The organism is Amycolatopsis sp. NPDC051716 (assembly GCF_040681595.1).
GTDB lineage: Bacteria > Actinomycetota > Actinomycetes > Mycobacteriales > Pseudonocardiaceae > Amycolatopsis.
On the sequence record NZ_JBFAZA010000030.1, the window covers coordinates 68,246 to 84,942 of the forward strand.

The following is a 16,697-nucleotide window of genomic DNA, read 5'->3' on the forward strand; positions in this document are numbered from 1 at the left end:
TCAGGGGTCGCGGCTTTTCCGTTGGCCGGTCCCGAGGTGCGGCAGCGTGCCTTCGCCTGTGCGCGGCGCGGCCGGGAGACGTGGCCGTCGCTGGCGCTGGCGCTGGTGCTCGGCTTGCTGGCGCGCTAGACGCGGGTGCGGGCCGCCGAGCAGCGGGAGCACGCCGGTGACGTAGGCCCGCGAGATCGGGGGTCACGGTGCTGCCGTTGGCCGGTCCCGAGGTGCGGCAGCGTGCCTTCGCCTGTACGCGGCGTGGGCGGGAGACGTGGGCGCCGCTGGCGTTGGTGCTCGGCTTGCTGGCGCGCTAGACGCGGGTGCGGACCATCCCTGCCAGGCCGAGCAGCGGGAGCACGCCGGCGAACACGACGACCGCCGTCCAGCCGCCGAGGTGGTAGGCGATCGAGCCGGCCTGGGAGCCGATCGCGCCGCCGATGAAGAACGTGCCCAGGTACACGCTGTTGATGCGGGCGCGGGCGGACGGGTCGAGCTGGTAGATCGTGTGCTGGCCGACCACCAGCGTCGTCTGGACGGCCATGTCGACGGCGATCGCCGCGATCGCCAGCAGGATGACGCTGTGCGCGCCGAAGCCGGCGAGCGCGAAAGCCGCGGCGCACAGCACGAAAGCGCCCGCGGTGAGCTGCCGACCGTGGCCGTGGTCCGACCACCGGCCGGCCAGCGGCGCCACCGCGGCGCCGGCCGCGCCCGCCAGCGCGAACAGGCCGACGCCCAGCTGGGAATAGTTGAAGGGCGGCGCGGTCAGGACGAACGCGATGGTCGTCCAGAACGCGCTGAAAGCACCGAACATCGCCGACTGGTAGAGCGCCCGGTGGCGCAGCGGCGGGTGTTTCCGCGCCATGGCGAACGTGGAGCGGAGCAGTTCGCCGTAGCGGACGTCGGTCTTGGGCGCGCGGGGCGGCAGGATGAAGCGCAGGACGAGGGCGAGCGCGGCCATCGCGCCGGCCGAAATCAAGAACACCACCCGCCAGCTGGTCACCTCCGCCAGCAGGCTGGCGACGACGCGCGAGAGCAGGATCCCGAAGAGCAGCCCGCTGACGACCCGCCCGACGATCCGGCCGCGGATGGCGTCGGGGGAGAGGTCGGCGGCGAACGGGATGAGGATCTGCACCACGACCGACGCCGCCCCGACGACCAGCGAGGCGAGCAGCAGGACAGCGAACCCGGGCGCGATCCCGGTGACGACCAGCGCGGCGCAGGCGACCGCGAGCAGCGTCGCGACGAGCCCGCGGTTTTCGAGCCGGTCGCCCAGCGGGACGAGCAGCAGCATGCCGGCGGCGTACCCGAGCTGGGTGGCGGTGACCACCCCGCCGGCGGCGGCCTCGCCGACCCCGAAGGCCTGCCGCAGCTCGGCGAGCAGCGGCTGGGCGTAGTAGAGGTTCGCGACGGTCAGTCCACAGGAGACGGCCAGGAGCAGCACGAGCCAGCCGGGCGGGGCTTTCTGCTCGGTCTCGGTCATGCGTGCCCCCTCGTGGAACCGGTTTGATCGGTTCCCGACGGTACCAGTCAAACCGGTTCCGGCGTACTGTGACCCGTATGACGGACAACTTCCGCGCGGGAGCGGGCCGCCTGTGCCTCGACTTCATCCGGACGCTGCGATACCGCGGGACGCCGTCGGAGACGGAGGAGCTGCCGGACGCGACGGCGTGGGGTGCGTGGATCGACCGGTTCGGCCCGTTCGCCACCCCCGTCCGGCCGGCGTCGGCCGGCGATGCGCGCGCGGTCCGCGAGGCGATCCACGAGCTGCTGACGGCCTCGGCGCGCCCACCGGCTCGGCAGCGGCTGAACCGGGCCGCGGCCCTGCCGGTGCCCGCGCCTTCGCTGACGCCGTCGGGCGAACTGCGCTGGCAGGCCGCGGATCCCGCGTCGGCGATGCTGGCGTTGCTCGCCCGGGACGCGCTGGAACTGGTGACGTCGCCGGAGTTCGCGAGGGTCCGGCGGTGCGAGGGGGCCCGGTGCGGGGCGTTGTTCCTCGACACGTCCCGGCCGGGCACGCGGCGGTGGTGCTCGATGGGGGTGTGCGGGAACCAGGCGAAGAAGTCGGCTCATCGAGCGAAAGCCGGCCTCGGCTCATAGCGCACTGTCGACAGCTCAGCTGAAGTTTTCGCCGTAAGATCAGCGCCCGTGATGACGGATCTGCCGCTGGACCAGACCAGGACGCTGCTCGCGGTCGTCGACGCGGGCACGTTCGACGCCGCCGCGGCGGTGCTGCACGTGACGCCGTCGGCCGTGAGCCAGCGGGTGAAGGCGCTCGAACAGCGCACCGGCAGCGTGCTGGTGACCCGCACGAAACCGGTGCGGGTCACCGAATCCGGGCAGATCGTGGTCCGGTTCGCGCGGCGGCTGGCGGCCCTCGAGCGGGACGCGCGGGCCGAGCTGGGCATGAGCGGCGAGCCCGTCCGTGTCCCGATCGCGGTCAACGCCGACTCGCTGTCCACCTGGTTCCTGCCGGCGCTCGCCGGGCTGACCGCCGACCCGCCGATCTGTTTCGAATTGCACCGCGAAGACCAGGAACACACCACCACGTTGCTGCGGGAGGGCCGGGTGATGGCGGCGGTGACGTCCTCGGCCGCTCCGGTGCAGGGCTGCTCCGTGCGCCCGCTCGGCGACCTGCGCTACCTGCCGCTGGCCGCCCCTACCTTCGTGGCGCGGTGGGTGACCGGCGCGCCGCGGGACGACCTGTCCGCGGCGCCGGTCGTCGTGTTCGACGACCACGACGACCTGCAGGACGCGTTCGTGCGGCTGCTCGGCGGGACCGGGGCGAGTGCGCTGCGGCACTACGTCCCGGCCTCGGAGATGGTCGTCGCCGCGGTCGAAGCCGGCCTCGGGTGGGGCATGGTGCCCGACGTGCAGGCGGCACCCGGGCTGCGGGCCGGCACGCTGGTGCCACTCGTGCGGAACCGGCCGGTGGACGTGCCGCTCTACTGGCAGCAGTGGAAACTGGACCTGCCCGCACTGTCCACAGTGGCCGAAGCGGTGGCGGCCGCGGCGGCGTCCTCGTTGCGCGGCCCGCTCACTGCGGCCGGCCGGGCGCGGCGGCGCGGGTGAGGTCGAGTTCGGCCCAGACGGTCTTGCCCGTGGGACGCTGCCACTGACCCCAGGACACGCTCAGCGCGGCGACCAGCTTGAGCCCGTGCCCGCCGTCGGACGACGGCGGCCGCGGGCAGGCGGGGTCGACGCAGCCGTCGTCGACTTCGACGGAGAGCCAGTCGCGTTTGCGCAGCAGGCGGACCTGCCGGGGCGGCTTGCCGTGCCGGAGGGCGTTCGACGTCAGCTCGTCGACCACCATGAGCGCGTCCACCCGCTGGTCTTCGGGCAGATCCTGCAGCAGCTTCTCGGCCCACGCGCGCACGGTGGCCAGCTCGGCGAGGTCGTCGGTGACCTCGAGGGCGAGCACGCGCAGCGAGTCGTCGAGGTGCGTCGTCTGCTCTTCGATCGGCATCGGGGCTGGGCCTTCCTGATCCGCGGCGCCCGTCCGTTTCGGGGCGCCGTTGTCGGGCCTGGTTACCCGGTTGCCGGGGCGTGAACCGCCGGACGCGGGCGCCGGTGGATCACCCGGCGTCGATGTGCTGCCGCAGCTGCTCCAGGGTCTTGGCCAGCAGCCGGGAGACGTGCATCTGGGAGACGCCGACGCGCTGGGCGATCTGGCTTTGGGTGAGCTCGTCGGCGAACCGCATCTTGACGATGGCGCGTTCCCGGGGTTCCAGGGTGGCCATGGCCGCGCGCAGGGCGATGTGGTTTTCGAACCGTTCGAAGCCGGTGTCGTCCTCGGCGAGCCGGGCGGCGGCGGCGAAGTCCTCCTCGCCGTCTCGCGCGGGGGTGTCGAGGGAAGTGGCGCGGTAGGCCTGGGCGGCGAGGAGGCCTTCGCGGACGGTGTCGACGTCCATGTCGAGGTGGCGGGCGAGTTCGCTGGGGGTGGGGGCGCGGCCCAGTTCGTGGGCCAGGACGTCGCTCGCCTTCGCGAGCTTCTGCTTCAGGTCCTTCAGCGTCCTGGGCACGCGCATCGACCAGCCGACGTCGCGGAAGTGCCGGCGCACCTCGCCCATGATGGTCGGCACGGCGAAGGACACGAAGTCGCTGCCGCGGCCGGCGTCGTACCGGTCGACCGCGCGGATCAACCCGGTCCGCGCGACCTGCAGCAGGTCTTCGAAGGGTTCGCCGCGGCCGCTGAACCGCCGCGCGATGTGCTCGGCGAGGGGGAGGTGCTCGGTGATCAGCCGCTCACGGAGAGCGGCCCGACGGGGGTCTTCGACGTCGAGGCGGCTGCGCTCGTCGAAGAGGGGAACGCAGTGGGCGTATTCGTCGGACCGTCGCGGCGTCGGGACGGTCAGCGCGTCTTTCGCCGGCGCGTGGTCGGGAGCACAGACAGTCATAACTGATGGGTACCCCTGATCGTGTGAATTACACGAACGGGCTTGTTCCTGGTCGTCAGCGGGTGGGGAGGTCGATCTCGGTGTGCCGCCCGGCGAGCGTGCGGGCGAGGTCGGCGAGCTTGACGTTGAGGTCCTGGGAAGTGCGCCGCAGGATGTCGAAGGCGGCGTCCGCGGAGACGCCTCGCCGCGCCATGATGATGCCCTTGGCCTGGCCGATCACGTCGCGGCTGTCGATGGCTTTGCGCAGGTGGGCGGCCTGGAGTTCCGAGCGGGTGACGGCGTCGGTGGCGGCCAGGGCGAGGGAGGCGTGGGTGGCGAGCAGCAGCAGGACGTCGCGGTCGGCGGCGTCGAGGCCGTGCCGGGAGCGGGAGTAGACGTTGAGGGCGCCGCGGGACTCGCCGCGGGGTGGTCCGCTGATCAGGGCGGTGGAGACGACGGAGCCCATGCCGAGCTGGGTGGCGGCCGGGGCCCATTGGGGCCAGCGTGGTTCGGTGGTGAGGTCGGGGGCGATCGCGACGGCGGGGCCGCCGGGGTCGGCGGCTTCGACGCAGGGGCCTTCCCGGAACCGGTATTGCCGCCGGTCGAGTTCGATGGCGACTTCGTCGGTTTCCGCGGGGGTGTGGAAGTGGCCGTCGGCGTCGAGCAGGGTGAAGCTGGCGAGGTCGGCGGCCGGGACCATCACTGTTGTCGCTTCGAGGACGCGTTCCAGCACGTCTTCCACGGCCGGCGCGACGAGCAGGGTGCGGGTCAGCTGGGCGAACTGCTCGGCCAAGGGCCCGGGCGCGGCCTGATGGGGCTCGCGGTCGGCGACGAACTCTTCCTTGTCGCGCTGCCAGTCCTGGTCACTGCTCATGCCGGTCTCCCCGAGTTGCCGCGGAAGACGGCTGCCTTCTCAACCATCGCGCGACCAACGTAACCCCCCGGGTGGTCCGGCCGCTACGAGTGCTGCGGGCGCGCTCAGGCCTGCATGTCGTCGACGGCCCGGAGCATCGCCTCGCCGAAGGCCGCCGGCCGGGCGACCGGGAAGTCGTGGTCGAACGGGACCGGGATCGAGTGCGCGCCGAGCTGCCCGGCGAGCTGGAGTTGCAGGCGCGGCGGGCAGACCGCGTCGCCTTCGGTGACGACGACCGTGGCGGGGATCGCCCGGAGCGGGGCGAGCCGGCCGCGCAGGTCGTAGCCGGCCACCGCCCGTCCGGTGGCCAGGTGCTGGGACAGCGGGGCTCGCGCGAGTTCACGCCGGAGCCACGGCCACCGGGCCTCGAACTCCGGAACGCGCCGGTTGGCTCCGAAGTAGCGGGCGGCGGCCGATGTCCCGGCGCCGAAGCCGGGTAGCCGTCCGCTCACGGCGATGGCGCGCCAGAAGAGCCGGTCACGCCGGGTTTGGGTGTAGCTGAGCGCGGCGGCCGACAGCACCAGTCCGGCAACGCGGTCCGGGCGGGCGACGGCCAGGTGCAGGCCGACCGGGCCGCCGAGGGAGAACCCGCAGACGATGGCCTTCTCGATCCCCAGCTCGTCGAGCACGGCCAGGGCGTCCGCGGCCAGCTCCGGGATGGTGAAGCGGCGGGCGTCGAGGAGCGTGCGGCCGTGGCCGCGTTGATCGAATCCCGCGAACGGGTAGCGGCGCGCCAAGCTCGGCATCAGGCCGTAGAAGGTGGTGTCCAGCGAGAGCGTCCAGCCGTGGAGCAGCAGGACCGGGTGGCCCCGGAGCGAGCCGTCGTGCAGGTTGTCGCGTACGAACACGCTGCCTCGCCCGGGCAGGGCCAGCATGCGCCCGGCGGGCAGGTCGGGTTGCCAGGGCACGCCGTCGCCGGTGGGCGGCCGGACCGAGCGGGTCAGCCCGGCGAGCCGGTGGCGCAGCGAGATCGGGCCTTCGTCCGGCACGCGGCCTCCCGGATCGGGTACTCCAGGGCTACTGACAGGATGCCAATAAGCCTGGGGCAAGTCGGTCCGCGCTGTCAACTCCGGGTCTCGGCGGCGGGAGCGGCCGGCTCGGGAAAGCGCTTACTCGATGAGTGACCCACTCCGGCGAAGGGGTGGCTTCGGTGTGAACGAAAGGTTTCCGGCGCGGCGACCGCGTGTTACGCTGGGAGCGCTCCCAAAGTCACCGGTCCTGTCGAGTCCTGCTCCAGGCGGCCGGGTGCGCGTACCTGCCACGGATGAATCGCCCAGTGCTCCTCATCGCGGAGGTCATGAAGTGCTGAAAAAGAACTTCCGGCGAACGCTCGCTTCGATCCTGCTGCCCCTCTCCGTCGCGCTGACGTCCGTCGGCGGCGCGGCCGGTGCCGACGCGGCCACCCCGCGCACCGCCGCGGCCGTCTCGATCCAGAACGACGTGTTCTGGAAGGACACCTCGGGCACCCCGATCTACTCCCAGGGCGGCGGTGTCCTGAAGGTCGGCAGTACGTATTACTGGTACGGGGCCAAGTACAACGGCGCGGTCAGCTACGCCGGCAACCCGGCGGGCGGGAAGAACAGTGACACGTCGCTGAGCGCGATCACCATTTATTCGTCGACCGACCTGGCGAACTGGAAGTTCGAAGGCAACGCGCTGACCGGCGCCGACCTCGGCGGTGGCTGGGTGGGCCGGATCGGCGTGGCGCGTAACCCGAACACCGGCAAGTTCGTGCTGGTCTCGCAGCTGGACAGTGGGCTGGTGTTCGCCACGAGCAGCACGCCGAACGGCCGGTTCACCCGGGCGGGCACGCAGTCGAGCATCAGCGGTGTCTCCACCGGCATGTCCGGCGACCAGTCGGTCTTCACCGACGACGACGGCAAGGCGTACCTGATCTACAGCAACAAGAGCGGCCGGTCGCACCTGTACGTCTCGACGTTGCGGGCTTCGGATTTCCTCCAGGTCGACCCGGCCAAGAACGTCTACAACAGTTCGGCGGGTGGGCGCGAGGGCAACATCATGTTCAAGTACGGCGGGACGTACTACTTCTGTTCCTCCGACCTGCACGGCTGGAACGCCTCCCACACGTACTGCATCAGCGCGAAGAACATCATGGGCCCGTACTCGGCGGAATTCGTCCTGCAGGGGACGGACGCGGACTTCTCGCACGTGACGCAGACCGGTCTGGCGTTCACGGTGACCGGTTCGCAGGGTTCGTTCGTGGTGTTCGGCGGTGATCGCTGGAGCGACTTCGCCGGCAACGGCATCGGGTACAACGACTGGGTGCCGGTCACCTTCAACGGGTCGACGCCGGTGTTCCACTCGCTGAACCAGTGGACCGTCGACGCTTCATCGGGAACCTGGTCGGCCGGGCGCGGCAACAACTACGTGCTGAACCCGAGCGCCGAGGCCGACCGGGTGGCCCAGAACGACCTCGCGGGCTGGACCACCACCGGCGGTGCGGTGAACAGCAACAAGCTGGGCGGCCACACCGGACGGTGGGCGTTCGCGCAGAGTTCGTCGTCGGCCTATAACGCCAGCAGGTACCAGAACATCTCGCTACCGAACGGCACGTACACGCTGTCGGCGTGGGTGAAGAGCAGCGGCGGGCAGAAGAAGGCGACGGTATTCGCGAAGAACTTCGGCGGGAGTGAGCTGAGCGCGTCGATCAGCCAGTCGCTCGGCAGCTGGACGAAGGTGAGCGTCTCCGGCATTGCGGTGACCAACGGGTCGATCCAGGTGGGGGTGTTCTCCGACGCGAACGCGGGCAACTGGGTGAACGTCGACGACTTCAGCCTGGCGCAGACCGGCTGACACCCGGCGCGGGGCCGGGTCGCGGAACCGTTTTCGCGGCCCGACGGCCGGTGCGAGGGCACCGGATGCACCGCCACTGCGTGCCGGTCCCGCTCCCGACGCCGAGCGGCATGACCTTGTCCGACTGCGCGGGCGCATCGCGGCACGGTCGGCCGCGGTCGGGACGCGGTGCCGGTCGCGAGTGCGCCGCCGCTGACCGACTCCGATGGCTCGCCGACGTGCCCGTCGACGCCGGGCGGCGAGTCAGGAACCGTGCGCGAGCAAGCTGCGGCACCGGTTTCCCTCCCGGCGTCGCCTGGTTCGCGTCATGCCGGCCGTCTTGGGGGTCGGGAACACCCCGCCACGGCCGGCCGGGGTCAGCGGCGGCGGGCGCGGCGTCCGGACGGGTCGTGTGCCCGTGCGTTCTCCGCTTCCGGCCGTCCGTTCGCACCCGGCGAGGGTTCGAAGGCCGCCGACGGCGTGTACACCGGCTGGAGGAACAGGCTGCCGTACCGGCTCTCCTGGGGCGCGGTGAGCGCTTCGGGCCGGGGCTCTTCGTCGAGGGGGTGGCTGAACAGCGAGCTGTCCATCGTGGAAGTGGTGATCGGGGATCCTTTCGTGGGCGCCACCGGAGCGGGTGCGCTGGTCACCGGGGGTGTGTCCCGCCGGTTTCAGCCGCCGAAGTGGCTCGGTGATCGGCTGGATTGAGGGCCGAGGAAGGCGCGGGTTCGACCACTTGCGCACTAAATACTCTCGGACACCACTCACTGTACACCACGCCCGCGCCGCCGCGCGCCCCCGCAGGAGAACGGCGGCCTCGGCGCGGGCACGCCGGGCCGCCGAGGCGAGACTAGCGGCCGACGATTCGCGAAAATCGGCGCTTTAATCGACCCGGTCCGGATTGCTAAGGTGTTCCTCCGACACGGCATCCGGCAACCAGGGGAGTTTCGGGGTGCGTGCTTTCGTTGTGCTGAAAGGAAATCCGCCGTTCCGCCGGTTCTGGCTCGGCTTGCTGATCTCCCGCACCGGAGACGTCGTCACGGTGGTGGCGATCTCCTGGCTGGTGCTGGACATCGCGGGTCCCGCGGAACTGGGGCTGGTCGTGCTGTGCCAGGGCCTTCCCCGGATCGTGGCCGGACCCGTCGCCGGGCGCCTGCTGGACCGGGTGCCACCGCGGCTGTTGCTCGGGTGGGACAACGCTGTCCGCGGTGTCCTCATCGGACTCGTTCCGGTGCTGTGGTCGCTCGGCGGGCTCAGCGTGACTGTCCTTTGTGTCGTTTCGGCCGGTGCCGCCGTGGTGTCGGTGCTGACCGAAGTCGCCGAGAGCGCTGTCGTGCCCCGGCTGGTTCCGGTGTCCGAACTGGACGCCGCGAACACGGCCCTGGCCACCAACTGGGAGGCCGCCGCGGTCCTCGGGCCGCCGCTGGCCGGAGCGCTCGTCGCGTCGGCCACGGCGCCGGTGGCGCTCGTCGCCGACGCGGCGAGCTTCTTCGTGATGAGCGCGCTGTGCTTCGCCCTGCCGGTCATCGCGCCGGCGCCCGCCGACGGCACGCGGCCCGGGTTCGGCGCCATCCTGCGGCTGCCGGTCGTGTTTTGGACTTCGGTGGCCACGTGCGGGTTCCTCTTCCTCGGCGGGATGACCGAGGTCCTGTACCCGGTGTTGAGCAGGGAGGTCCTGCACGCCGGTCCGGTCGGCTACGGGCTGCTGGTGGGCGCGGCCGGTGCCGGCGGCTTGGCGGGCGTGGTCGCCGGCGTGCCGCTCGTGACCCGCCTGCGGCCGAAGTGGCGCTTGCCGGCCATCGTCCTGGCCGGCACGGTGCCCTTCGCGTTGCTGACCGCCACCGCGGCGCTCGTCCCGGCCGTCGTGCTGGTCGCGGTGGCGGGCGCGTGCTGGGGACCGTACTTCGCGGTCGAGCGCACCTTGGTCCAGCGCATGACCCCGGCGGCGGTCCGCGGCAGCGTCATGGGAGCCCGGACGGCGATCTCCGCGCTCGGCTTCCCGGCCGGCAGCGCGGTGGCGGGAACGCTGAGCGCGAGCCTCGGCCCGGTGCCCGTCGTGGTGGGGGCGGCCGCGGGCTCCCTCCTGGTGGCGGCCACCGCGCTCGCGGCCGTGGGGCGCGGTCAGGCCGATCTCCCGGCCGGCGTCATTCGGTTCCGACGGTGAACTCTTCGGTGCCGAGCACCGTGAGCAGCGCGAGCTTTTCCTGGTCCGCGGTACCCGGGGTGGCGGTGAAGATGAGCAGTGACTGGCCCTCGTCGGGCTCGAGCAGGAGCTGGCAGTAGAGGTCGAGCCGGCCGATCTCGGGGTGGACGAACCGCTTGGTCCCGCTGAGCCGGAGGCCCACTTCGTGGCGTTCCCACAACCGGTCGAATTCGGCGCTGGTGGCGCGCAGGGCCGCGACGAGGTCCGCGGCGGGCGAACCGGGGCCGTCGCGGGTGACCGCCGCGCGCAGCTGGGCGACGTTGACGCGGCTGTTCCCGGCGTGATCGCCGGGGTGGTACCGCTCGCGGGCGTCCGGATCGGTGAACCAGCGGAACGGCGCGCTGCGGGCGTGGCCGGTGTACCGCGTCTGCTCGCCCAGCAGCGCGACCGCGGACGGGGTCTGCAGCAGCGTCTCGCCCAGCGGACCCATGATCTGGGCCGGGGTGTCGGCGATGCGGTCCATGACGCGCATCAGCCCGGGGCTCACGTGCCCGGCCCGCAGGTCGCGGCGCGCCGTGCGGTAGCCGGCCAGGAGGAACAGGTGATCACGTTCGTCGGGGGTGAGCCGCAGGCCCCGGGCGACGGCCGCGAGCATCGGCTCGGAAGGCTGCGGCCCGTCGCCGCGTTCCAGGCGGGCGAAGTAGTCCGCGGACATGCTGCACAGCTCCGCGACCTCTTCCCGCCGCAGGCCCGGCGCGCGCCGGCGTGGCCCGCGCCGGAGCCCGACGTCTTCCGGTTGCAACGCCGCCCGCCGGGTGCGCAGGAAGGCGCCGAGCGTGGCGGCGTCGAACGTGCGGTCCATGACCTCATTGTCGCGATCCCGGTGCCGCTCAACCACGACCTGCCGGTCAGTGGCTGAGCGCGTCCTTCCTGGTCCGGGCCGCGGTCCGTTCACTGGCTGCATGACCAACTGGACAGAGAACGAAATCCCGGACCTCACCGGCCGGACCGTGATGATCACCGGCGCCGGCCGCGGACTCGGCCTGATCACCGCCCGCGCTCTGGCGCGGGCCGGCGCCCGGGTCGTGCTCGGCGTGCGCGACCTCGAGCAGGGCCGGCGGGCCGTCGCCGGGCTGCCCGGCCGCTTCGACGTCCGGCCGCTGGACGTGGCCGACCTCGGTTCGGTGCGGGCCTTCGCCGCCGCCTGGTCGGGTGAGCTCGACGTGCTGATCAACAACGCCGGCGTCATGGACGTCCCCGCCGCGCGGACGGCGGACGGCTTCGACCGGCAGACCGCGACCAACTACTTCGGCCCGTTCGTGCTGACGAACCTGCTGCTCGGGCACGTCACCGACCGGGTCGTGCACGTCACGAGCCAGCTGCACCGCCAGGGCCGGCTCGACCTGGCCGACCTGGACTGGCGCACCCGCCCGTATAACGGGATGGCCGCTTACCGGGCGTCGAAGCTCGCCGTCGTGCTGCACTCCCTGGAGCTGCAGCGCCGCCTGGACGCCCAGGGCAGCGCGGTCCGCTCGGTGCTCGCCAGCCCGGGGATCGCCCGCACCGGCCTGGCCGCCCACTCGCGGTCGGACATCGTCAACCGGGTCCCGTTCCTCACCAATTCGCCCGAGCGGGGTGCATTGTCGCTGCTTTATGCCGCGACGCGGGACGTTCCCGGTAACGCCTACGTCGGGCCCGGCGGTCTCGGTGGCCTTCGCGGCGATCCGACCCTCGGCCGGGCGGGCAAGAACGGCCTCGACGAGGAGCTGGCCGGCCGGCTCTGGGACGTGACCGCCGAACTCGTCGCGCCTCGGTCTCCCGGTGCGGCTGCCGACGGCGGTGTGTACATTTGTTCTTATGGCACTCCGCGGAGAGCGGGACCGGACCGCCGGCCGGCGACCCCGCCGGCATGATCCCGACCGCCGGATCCGCATTCTCGACGCCGCGCTGGACGTCCTGGTGGAGCGCGGGATCGCCGGGATGACGCACCGGCACGTCGCCGCCCGGGCCGACGTGCCGCTCGGTTCGGTCACCTACCACTTCGCCGGCTTGGCCGAACTGCAGGCGCAGGCGTTTGCGCGCTTCGTCGAGCTGCAGACCGCGGTGTTCGAGAGGCTCTTCGACGACGTCGGAACCCGTGAGGAGTTCGTCGAGGTGCTGGCCGACCTCGTCCACGCGAGCCCGGCCCGGCAGCGCAGCGCGGTGCTCGGATTCGAGCTGCACCTGGCGGCCCTGCGCGACCCCGGGCTCCGCGTGCTGGCCGAGGCGTGGACGAGGAGCAGCCAGGAGGTGCTGGCCCGGTTCGTCGGCGCGGACGCCGCCGCACGCCTGGACGCGCTGCTCGAAGGATTGATCATGCACGCACTGCTGGCGACCGGACCGCGGTCCCGGGCGGCGGCCCGGGCGGCCATCGATCCGGCTGTCGAGCTGCCCGGCCCGGACGGCTTTCCGCCAACGCGAGGAGAACACCATGTCCGATAGGCCCGTGCTCGCGGTCACCGACGCCGAACTCGGCGAGCTGCGGACCCGGCTGGCCGCCACGCGCTGGCCGGCTCCGTGGCCGGTGCCCGGCTGGTCGGCGGGCACCGATCCCGGCGAGCTGCGGCGGCTGGTCGATCACTGGGCCACCGGCTACGACTGGCGTGCGCAGGAAGCCGCCATCAACGCCCTGCCCCACCGGTTCGCGGACGTCGCCGGGACGCCGGTGCACTACCTGCGGTTCGACGGCGAGGCCCCGGACGCCTTGCCGATCGTGCTGACCAACGGGTGGCCCAGCTCGTTCCTGGAGCTGACCGAGCTCGCCCAGCGGCTGGCCACGCCGTCCGCGCACGGTGGTTCGGCGGCGGACTCCTTCACCGTCATCGTCCCGTCGCTGCCCGGCTTCGCCTTCTCCCCGCAACGTCCTTCGCTCGCGGACCCCGTGCAGACCCATGAACTGTGGCACCTGCTCATGAGTGAGGAACTGGGCTTCTCCCGGTACGCGGCGCACGGCGGGGACCTGGGCGCGGGCATCACCTCCCGGCTGGCCGAAGCCCATCCCGAGGCGCTGGCCGGGATCCACTTGATGGCCGTCGCCGGTCCGGTCGCCTACGACGCCGAGACCCTCACCGGGCCGGAGCGGGCCTACCTCGACTCGGTGGCGACCTGGTCGGCGCGGGAAGGCGCCTACCAGCACCAGCAGAGCACCCGGCCGGTCACCCTGGCCTACGGCTTGACCGACTCGCCGGCCGGGCTGCTCGCCTGGATCGTCGAGAAGTACCGCGCGTGGAGCGACTGCGGCGGTGACCTGTCTTCGCGGTTCAGCGACGACTTCCTGCTGACGCAGGCGTCGCTCTACTGGTTCACCAACACCATCTCGACGTCGTTCCGGCCGTACTACGAGTACGGGGAGAACCTGACCCGCCGGGTCGAGCGGGTCGAGGTGCCGACCGCCGTCGCGCTGTTCCCGGCCGACCTGACCCAGCCGCCGCGCAGCTGGGCGGAGCGGACGTACCACGTCACGAGGTACACGACGATGCCCCGCGGCGGCCACTTCGCCGCCCACGAAGAACCCGAACTGCTCGCCCGCGACGTCACCGACTTCTTCCGGGCCCTGCGGTGACCCGGCACCGGATGGTCGTCGTCCTGCTCGAGCACGTCCTGCCCCTCGACTACGCGATCCCGGTGCACGTGTTCGGCCGGGAGGCGCCGGAGGCGTACGACCTCGTGACGGTGTCCGTGGGCGGCGGTCCCGTGCCGGTGGCGGGGGCACCACGGTGCTTCCGGACGGCGGGCTGGAGCTGCTGCGCCGGGCGGACACGATCGTCGTGCCGGGCTACGCCGACGCCGTGGAGCGTGAGCTGCCCGGGTCGTTGCTGCGGGCGCTGGCCGGTGCGCACCGGCGGGGCGTCCGGCTGGTGTCCATCTGCTCCGGGGCGTTCGCCTTGGCGCGGGCCGGTGTTCTCGACGGGCTGACCGTGACCACCCACTGGTCGCTGTGCGCGGACCTCGCCGAGCGGTTTCCCGCGCTGACCGTCGACCAGTCGGTGCTCGTGGCGGGGACCGCGTCGGTGCTCACCTCCGGCGGCGTGACCGCCGGCGTGGACCTGTGCCTGCACCTGCTGAACGCCGACCTCGGGCCGGCGGCAGCGCGGCACATCGCGCGGCGCATCGTGATGGCGCCGCGCCCGGCGGACGGACAGCGGCAGTTCGTGGAGAAGGCGGTCGTCCCTCCCGGAGACGACGTCATCGCGCGGGCCCAGCAGTGGATGCTCGTGTCGCTGGGGCAGACCCTGTCGGTGAAGGACGTGGCCGCCCGGTTCGCCATGTCGGAGCGGACGTTCCACCGGCGCTTCCGTGAGAAGGCCGGGGTGCCGCCGTTGACCTGGCTGCGTGACCAGCGCATCTTGCGGGCCAAGGAACTCCTGGAGAGCTCGGATCTGTCCATAGAGGACATCGCGCACCGCGTCGGCTTCGGCACGGCGACCAACCTGCGGGTGCAGTTCCGGCGCGCGACGAACGTTTCGCCCCGCGAACACCGGAGAGCGTTCACCTTCGACGGCGTCTGAGCCCGTTGGCGGGATCGTTTCGATAGTCGGCAGGACTGCCACTGTCCGCGGCTCGGGGCGGAGCCGAAACTGAGGGCATGAATCAGCCGACCTTCGTTCTCGTCCACGGCGCCCTGACCGATGCCTCGGTGTGGCGCCGCGTCTCCGTGCACCTGCAGGACGCCGGGCACACCGTCATCGCGCCTTCGTTGCCGATGCGCGACTTCGATGGTGATGTCGCCTACCTCGGGCAGTTCCTGGGCACGCTCACCGGCCCGCTCGTGGTCGCCGCCCACTCCTACGCCGGGTCGGTGATCTCGGCTCCCGCTGCCTTGACCGAAGCCGTCCGATCGCTCGTGTTCGTCACGGCGTTCCAGCAGGACGCGGGGGAGACGGCGGGCGCGCTCAATGGGAAGTTCCCGGGCAGCCTGCTCATTCCGGACAACCTCGTCGTGCGCGAGTACCCCGGCGGCGCGGAGATCTACCTCCGGCCGGACAAGTTCGGCGAGGTCTACGCCGGCGACGCCAGTGCACGGGACCGGAAGATTCTTGCCACGGCCCAGAAGCCGTTCGACCCGGACACCCTGGAAGGCAGCTTCGCGGACGCCGCCAGCTGGCACGCACTGCCGTCGTGGGCCGTGGTGTCCACAAAGGACAAATCCATTCCAACCGAAGCCCAGCGGTGGATGGCCGAGCGAGCCGGCTCCACCGTCGTCGAAGTCGACTCCACGCACGCCGTTCCGCTGGTGCACCCGGAGGTGGTGGCCGAAACGATCCTCCGCGCGGCGGGCTGAGGGCTACTGCCGGGTCGGTGAGGCCGACGCCTGAAGACCGCGAGCGGCCGGTGGTCCGCCGTGCTCGCCGGGCGCGAGCACGGCAGCAGGTCGAGCATCCGCACGAACGACCCGGGGCGCAGGACCAGGTTCACCGGCACCGTCGGCTCGTCGATGCGGCTCTACGGCGGGTCCGGGCTCGTCGCGGAAGACATGCGGGCTTTCTTCAGAGCGTTGCGCTGAGGAGTGCCTCCACCGCGTCCGCGAACTCCTCCGGCGCCTCTTGGGGCGGGTTGTGCCCGACGTCCCGCAGGAGCCGGTGTTCATACGGCCCGGTGAAGAACGCCCGGTCGCCCGCAGGGCTCGGGCCCGGCAGACCGTCGGCGCCCGTTTCCAGCAGCACGGCCGGCACGGTGATCGGCGGCTGCTTCGCGAGGAGGTTTTCCGTCCGCTGGTAGCGGGGATCGCCGTCGGCCAGGCCGTAGCGGTGCCGGTACGAGTGGATGACGACGTCGACGAAGTCGGGATTGTGCAAACTCGCCGCGCTCGCCGCGAAGGCGGCCCCGGCCCCTGCCCACGTCGGCGACCAGCTGCGCCACAACAATGAGCAGAGTTCCTCGCGGTTCCGGTCGAGCCCGCGGCGGCCGCGCTCCGAATGGAAGTAGAACTGGTACCAGAAAGCCTGCTCCCAGTCCGGCCTCGTGGGGTCGTTCGCGGCGGCGATGTCCTGGAGGTTGTAGCCGTCCACGGTGACCAGCCCGGTGACCCGCTCCGGGTGCAGAGCGGCCGTGACGCAGGCGGCCCGGCCTCCCCAGTCGTAGCCGGCGAGGACCGCGGAGCCGATCTCGAGCGCGTCCATGAACCCGACGAGGTCGTGCCCCAGCGCGGCCTGCTGTCCCGACCGCATCGTCGATTCCTCGCAGAACGTCGTCCCGCCGAAGCCCCGGAGGTAAGGGGCGAGGACGAAGGCACCCCGAGCCGCCAGCCGGGGCGCGACTTCGTCGAACGACCGCACGTCGTAGGGAAAGCCATGGAGCAGGATGACCGGCGGACCGCCGGCCGGCCCCGCCTGCTCGTAAGCTATGTCCAAAGTGGACGTCCTGGCCCGCCCGGCCGAACTGAATCCCATCGGCCGATTGTCGCACGCCCGCGCGGGACGCGCGGCGATGTTTACCTCCGAGG

18 protein-coding genes are annotated in these 16,697 nt (G+C 72.0%); 10 read left to right on the top strand and 8 right to left on the bottom strand.

Annotated features, from left to right (window positions below):
• Positions 1 to 304 precede the first annotated feature (304 nt).
• Positions 305 to 1,474 (bottom strand): MFS transporter, encoded by a 1,170-nt coding sequence (locus AB0M30_RS33540; protein WP_364592163.1) that lies wholly within the window; start codon positions 1,472 to 1,474, stop codon positions 305 to 307.
• A gap of 77 nt (positions 1,475 to 1,551) precedes the next feature.
• Here AB0M30_RS33540 and AB0M30_RS33545 point away from each other — a divergent pair, with 77 nt between their 5' ends.
• Both AB0M30_RS33545 and AB0M30_RS33550 read left to right on the top strand, forming a co-directional pair.
• Positions 1,552 to 2,091: an ABATE domain-containing protein gene (locus AB0M30_RS33545; RefSeq protein WP_364592166.1), complete on the top strand. Its 540-nt coding sequence runs from the start codon at positions 1,552 to 1,554 to the stop codon at positions 2,089 to 2,091.
• A gap of 51 nt (positions 2,092 to 2,142) precedes the next feature.
• Positions 2,143 to 3,063 carry a LysR family transcriptional regulator ArgP gene (locus AB0M30_RS33550; RefSeq protein ID WP_364592334.1) on the top strand — a complete coding sequence of 307 codons (921 nt, stop codon included), beginning with the start codon at positions 2,143 to 2,145 and terminating at the stop codon, positions 3,061 to 3,063.
• Here AB0M30_RS33550 and AB0M30_RS33555 read toward each other — a convergent pair.
• The 4 genes from AB0M30_RS33555 to AB0M30_RS33570 all read right to left on the bottom strand — a co-directional run bounded on the left by AB0M30_RS33555 (position 3,029) and on the right by AB0M30_RS33570 (position 6,269).
• Entirely contained in the window at positions 3,029 to 3,457 is a 429-nt protein-coding gene (locus tag AB0M30_RS33555) for an ATP-binding protein (RefSeq protein WP_364592169.1), read from the bottom strand. The genes AB0M30_RS33550 and AB0M30_RS33555 overlap by 35 nt on opposite strands.
• Positions 3,458 to 3,566: 109 nt before the next feature.
• Positions 3,567 to 4,388 carry a SigB/SigF/SigG family RNA polymerase sigma factor gene (locus tag AB0M30_RS33560; protein WP_364592172.1) on the bottom strand — a complete coding sequence of 274 codons (822 nt, stop codon included), beginning with the start codon at positions 4,386 to 4,388 and terminating at the stop codon, positions 3,567 to 3,569.
• Between the two features lie 55 nt (positions 4,389 to 4,443).
• On the bottom strand, positions 4,444 to 5,241 hold the full coding sequence (locus AB0M30_RS33565) for a GAF and ANTAR domain-containing protein (protein WP_364592175.1): 798 nt from the start codon (positions 5,239 to 5,241) through the stop codon (positions 4,444 to 4,446).
• Positions 5,242 to 5,345: 104 nt separating this feature from the next.
• Positions 5,346 to 6,269, bottom strand: a complete 924-nt coding sequence (locus tag AB0M30_RS33570; RefSeq protein ID WP_364592178.1) for an alpha/beta fold hydrolase — start codon at positions 6,267 to 6,269, stop codon at positions 5,346 to 5,348.
• 313 nt (positions 6,270 to 6,582) lie between these two features.
• On the opposite strand from AB0M30_RS33570, the gene AB0M30_RS33575 reads away from it, so the two are divergent.
• Entirely contained in the window at positions 6,583 to 8,094 is a 1,512-nt protein-coding gene (locus AB0M30_RS33575) for a family 43 glycosylhydrolase (RefSeq protein ID WP_364592181.1), read from the top strand.
• A 356-nt stretch (positions 8,095 to 8,450) separates the two neighbouring features.
• On the opposite strand, the gene AB0M30_RS33580 is transcribed toward AB0M30_RS33575, so the two are convergent.
• Positions 8,451 to 8,663, bottom strand: a complete 213-nt coding sequence (locus tag AB0M30_RS33580) for a hypothetical protein (RefSeq protein ID WP_103344135.1) — start codon at positions 8,661 to 8,663, stop codon at positions 8,451 to 8,453.
• A 362-nt stretch (positions 8,664 to 9,025) separates the two neighbouring features.
• Here AB0M30_RS33580 and AB0M30_RS33585 point away from each other — a divergent pair, with 362 nt between their 5' ends.
• A complete protein-coding gene (locus AB0M30_RS33585; protein ID WP_364592184.1) occupies positions 9,026 to 10,237 on the top strand; it encodes an MFS transporter in 1,212 nt (403 codons plus the stop codon).
• On the opposite strand, the gene AB0M30_RS33590 is transcribed toward AB0M30_RS33585, so the two are convergent.
• Positions 10,218 to 11,078 (bottom strand): helix-turn-helix transcriptional regulator, encoded by an 861-nt coding sequence (locus tag AB0M30_RS33590; protein ID WP_364592187.1) that lies wholly within the window; start codon positions 11,076 to 11,078, stop codon positions 10,218 to 10,220. The genes AB0M30_RS33585 and AB0M30_RS33590 overlap by 20 nt on opposite strands.
• Before the next feature lie 100 nt (positions 11,079 to 11,178).
• Between AB0M30_RS33590 and AB0M30_RS33595 the strand changes: the two genes are divergently transcribed.
• The 6 genes from AB0M30_RS33595 (at position 11,179) to AB0M30_RS33620 (ending at position 15,758) form a co-directional block, all read left to right on the top strand.
• Positions 11,179 to 12,129: an SDR family NAD(P)-dependent oxidoreductase gene (locus AB0M30_RS33595; protein WP_364592190.1), complete on the top strand. Its 951-nt coding sequence runs from the start codon at positions 11,179 to 11,181 to the stop codon at positions 12,127 to 12,129.
• Positions 12,074 to 12,697 (top strand): TetR family transcriptional regulator, encoded by a 624-nt coding sequence (locus AB0M30_RS33600; protein WP_364592193.1) that lies wholly within the window; start codon positions 12,074 to 12,076, stop codon positions 12,695 to 12,697. Before AB0M30_RS33595 ends, AB0M30_RS33600 begins: the two co-directional genes overlap by 56 nt.
• Positions 12,687 to 13,817, top strand: a complete 1,131-nt coding sequence (locus AB0M30_RS33605; protein WP_364592196.1) for an epoxide hydrolase family protein — start codon at positions 12,687 to 12,689, stop codon at positions 13,815 to 13,817. The genes AB0M30_RS33600 and AB0M30_RS33605 overlap by 11 nt, the downstream gene beginning before the upstream one ends.
• 154 nt (positions 13,818 to 13,971) lie before the next feature.
• Positions 13,972 to 14,763: a helix-turn-helix domain-containing protein gene (locus tag AB0M30_RS33610; RefSeq protein ID WP_364592199.1), complete on the top strand. Its 792-nt coding sequence runs from the start codon at positions 13,972 to 13,974 to the stop codon at positions 14,761 to 14,763.
• 77 nt (positions 14,764 to 14,840) lie between these two features.
• Positions 14,841 to 15,536 (top strand): alpha/beta hydrolase, encoded by a 696-nt coding sequence (locus AB0M30_RS33615; RefSeq protein ID WP_364592202.1) that lies wholly within the window; start codon positions 14,841 to 14,843, stop codon positions 15,534 to 15,536.
• Positions 15,537 to 15,596: 60 nt separating this feature from the next.
• A complete protein-coding gene (locus AB0M30_RS33620) occupies positions 15,597 to 15,758 on the top strand; it encodes a hypothetical protein (protein ID WP_364592205.1) in 162 nt (53 codons plus the stop codon).
• Here the strand turns inward: AB0M30_RS33620 and AB0M30_RS33625 are convergent.
• Positions 15,742 to 16,644, bottom strand: a complete 903-nt coding sequence (locus AB0M30_RS33625; RefSeq protein ID WP_364592208.1) for an alpha/beta hydrolase — start codon at positions 16,642 to 16,644, stop codon at positions 15,742 to 15,744. The two genes, AB0M30_RS33620 and AB0M30_RS33625, sit on opposite strands and share 17 nt — an antisense overlap.
• Between the last annotated feature and the right edge of the window lie 53 nt (positions 16,645 to 16,697).

Bases quoted from the DNA above. Each gene is read 5' to 3' on its own strand.
- AB0M30_RS33540 (WP_364592163.1), bottom strand. From the start codon at position 1,474: ATGACCGAGACCGAGCAGAAAGCCCCGCCCGGCTGGCTCGTGCTGCTC.
- AB0M30_RS33545 (WP_364592166.1), top strand. From the start codon at position 1,552: ATGACGGACAACTTCCGCGCGGGAGCGGGCCGCCTGTGCCTCGACTTC.
- AB0M30_RS33550 (WP_364592334.1), top strand. From the start codon at position 2,143: ATGACGGATCTGCCGCTGGACCAGACCAGGACGCTGCTCGCGGTCGTC.
- AB0M30_RS33555 (WP_364592169.1), bottom strand. From the start codon at position 3,457: ATGCCGATCGAAGAGCAGACGACGCACCTCGACGACTCGCTGCGCGTG.
- AB0M30_RS33560 (WP_364592172.1), bottom strand. From the start codon at position 4,388: ATGACTGTCTGTGCTCCCGACCACGCGCCGGCGAAAGACGCGCTGACC.
- AB0M30_RS33565 (WP_364592175.1), bottom strand. From the start codon at position 5,241: ATGAGCAGTGACCAGGACTGGCAGCGCGACAAGGAAGAGTTCGTCGCC.
- AB0M30_RS33580 (WP_103344135.1), bottom strand. From the start codon at position 8,663: ATGGACAGCTCGCTGTTCAGCCACCCCCTCGACGAAGAGCCCCGGCCC.
- AB0M30_RS33590 (WP_364592187.1), bottom strand. From the start codon at position 11,078: ATGGACCGCACGTTCGACGCCGCCACGCTCGGCGCCTTCCTGCGCACC.
- AB0M30_RS33595 (WP_364592190.1), top strand. From the start codon at position 11,179: ATGACCAACTGGACAGAGAACGAAATCCCGGACCTCACCGGCCGGACC.
- AB0M30_RS33600 (WP_364592193.1), top strand. From the start codon at position 12,074: ATGGCACTCCGCGGAGAGCGGGACCGGACCGCCGGCCGGCGACCCCGC.
- AB0M30_RS33605 (WP_364592196.1), top strand. From the start codon at position 12,687: ATGTCCGATAGGCCCGTGCTCGCGGTCACCGACGCCGAACTCGGCGAG.
- AB0M30_RS33615 (WP_364592202.1), top strand. From the start codon at position 14,841: ATGAATCAGCCGACCTTCGTTCTCGTCCACGGCGCCCTGACCGATGCC.
- AB0M30_RS33625 (WP_364592208.1), bottom strand. From the start codon at position 16,644: ATGGGATTCAGTTCGGCCGGGCGGGCCAGGACGTCCACTTTGGACATA.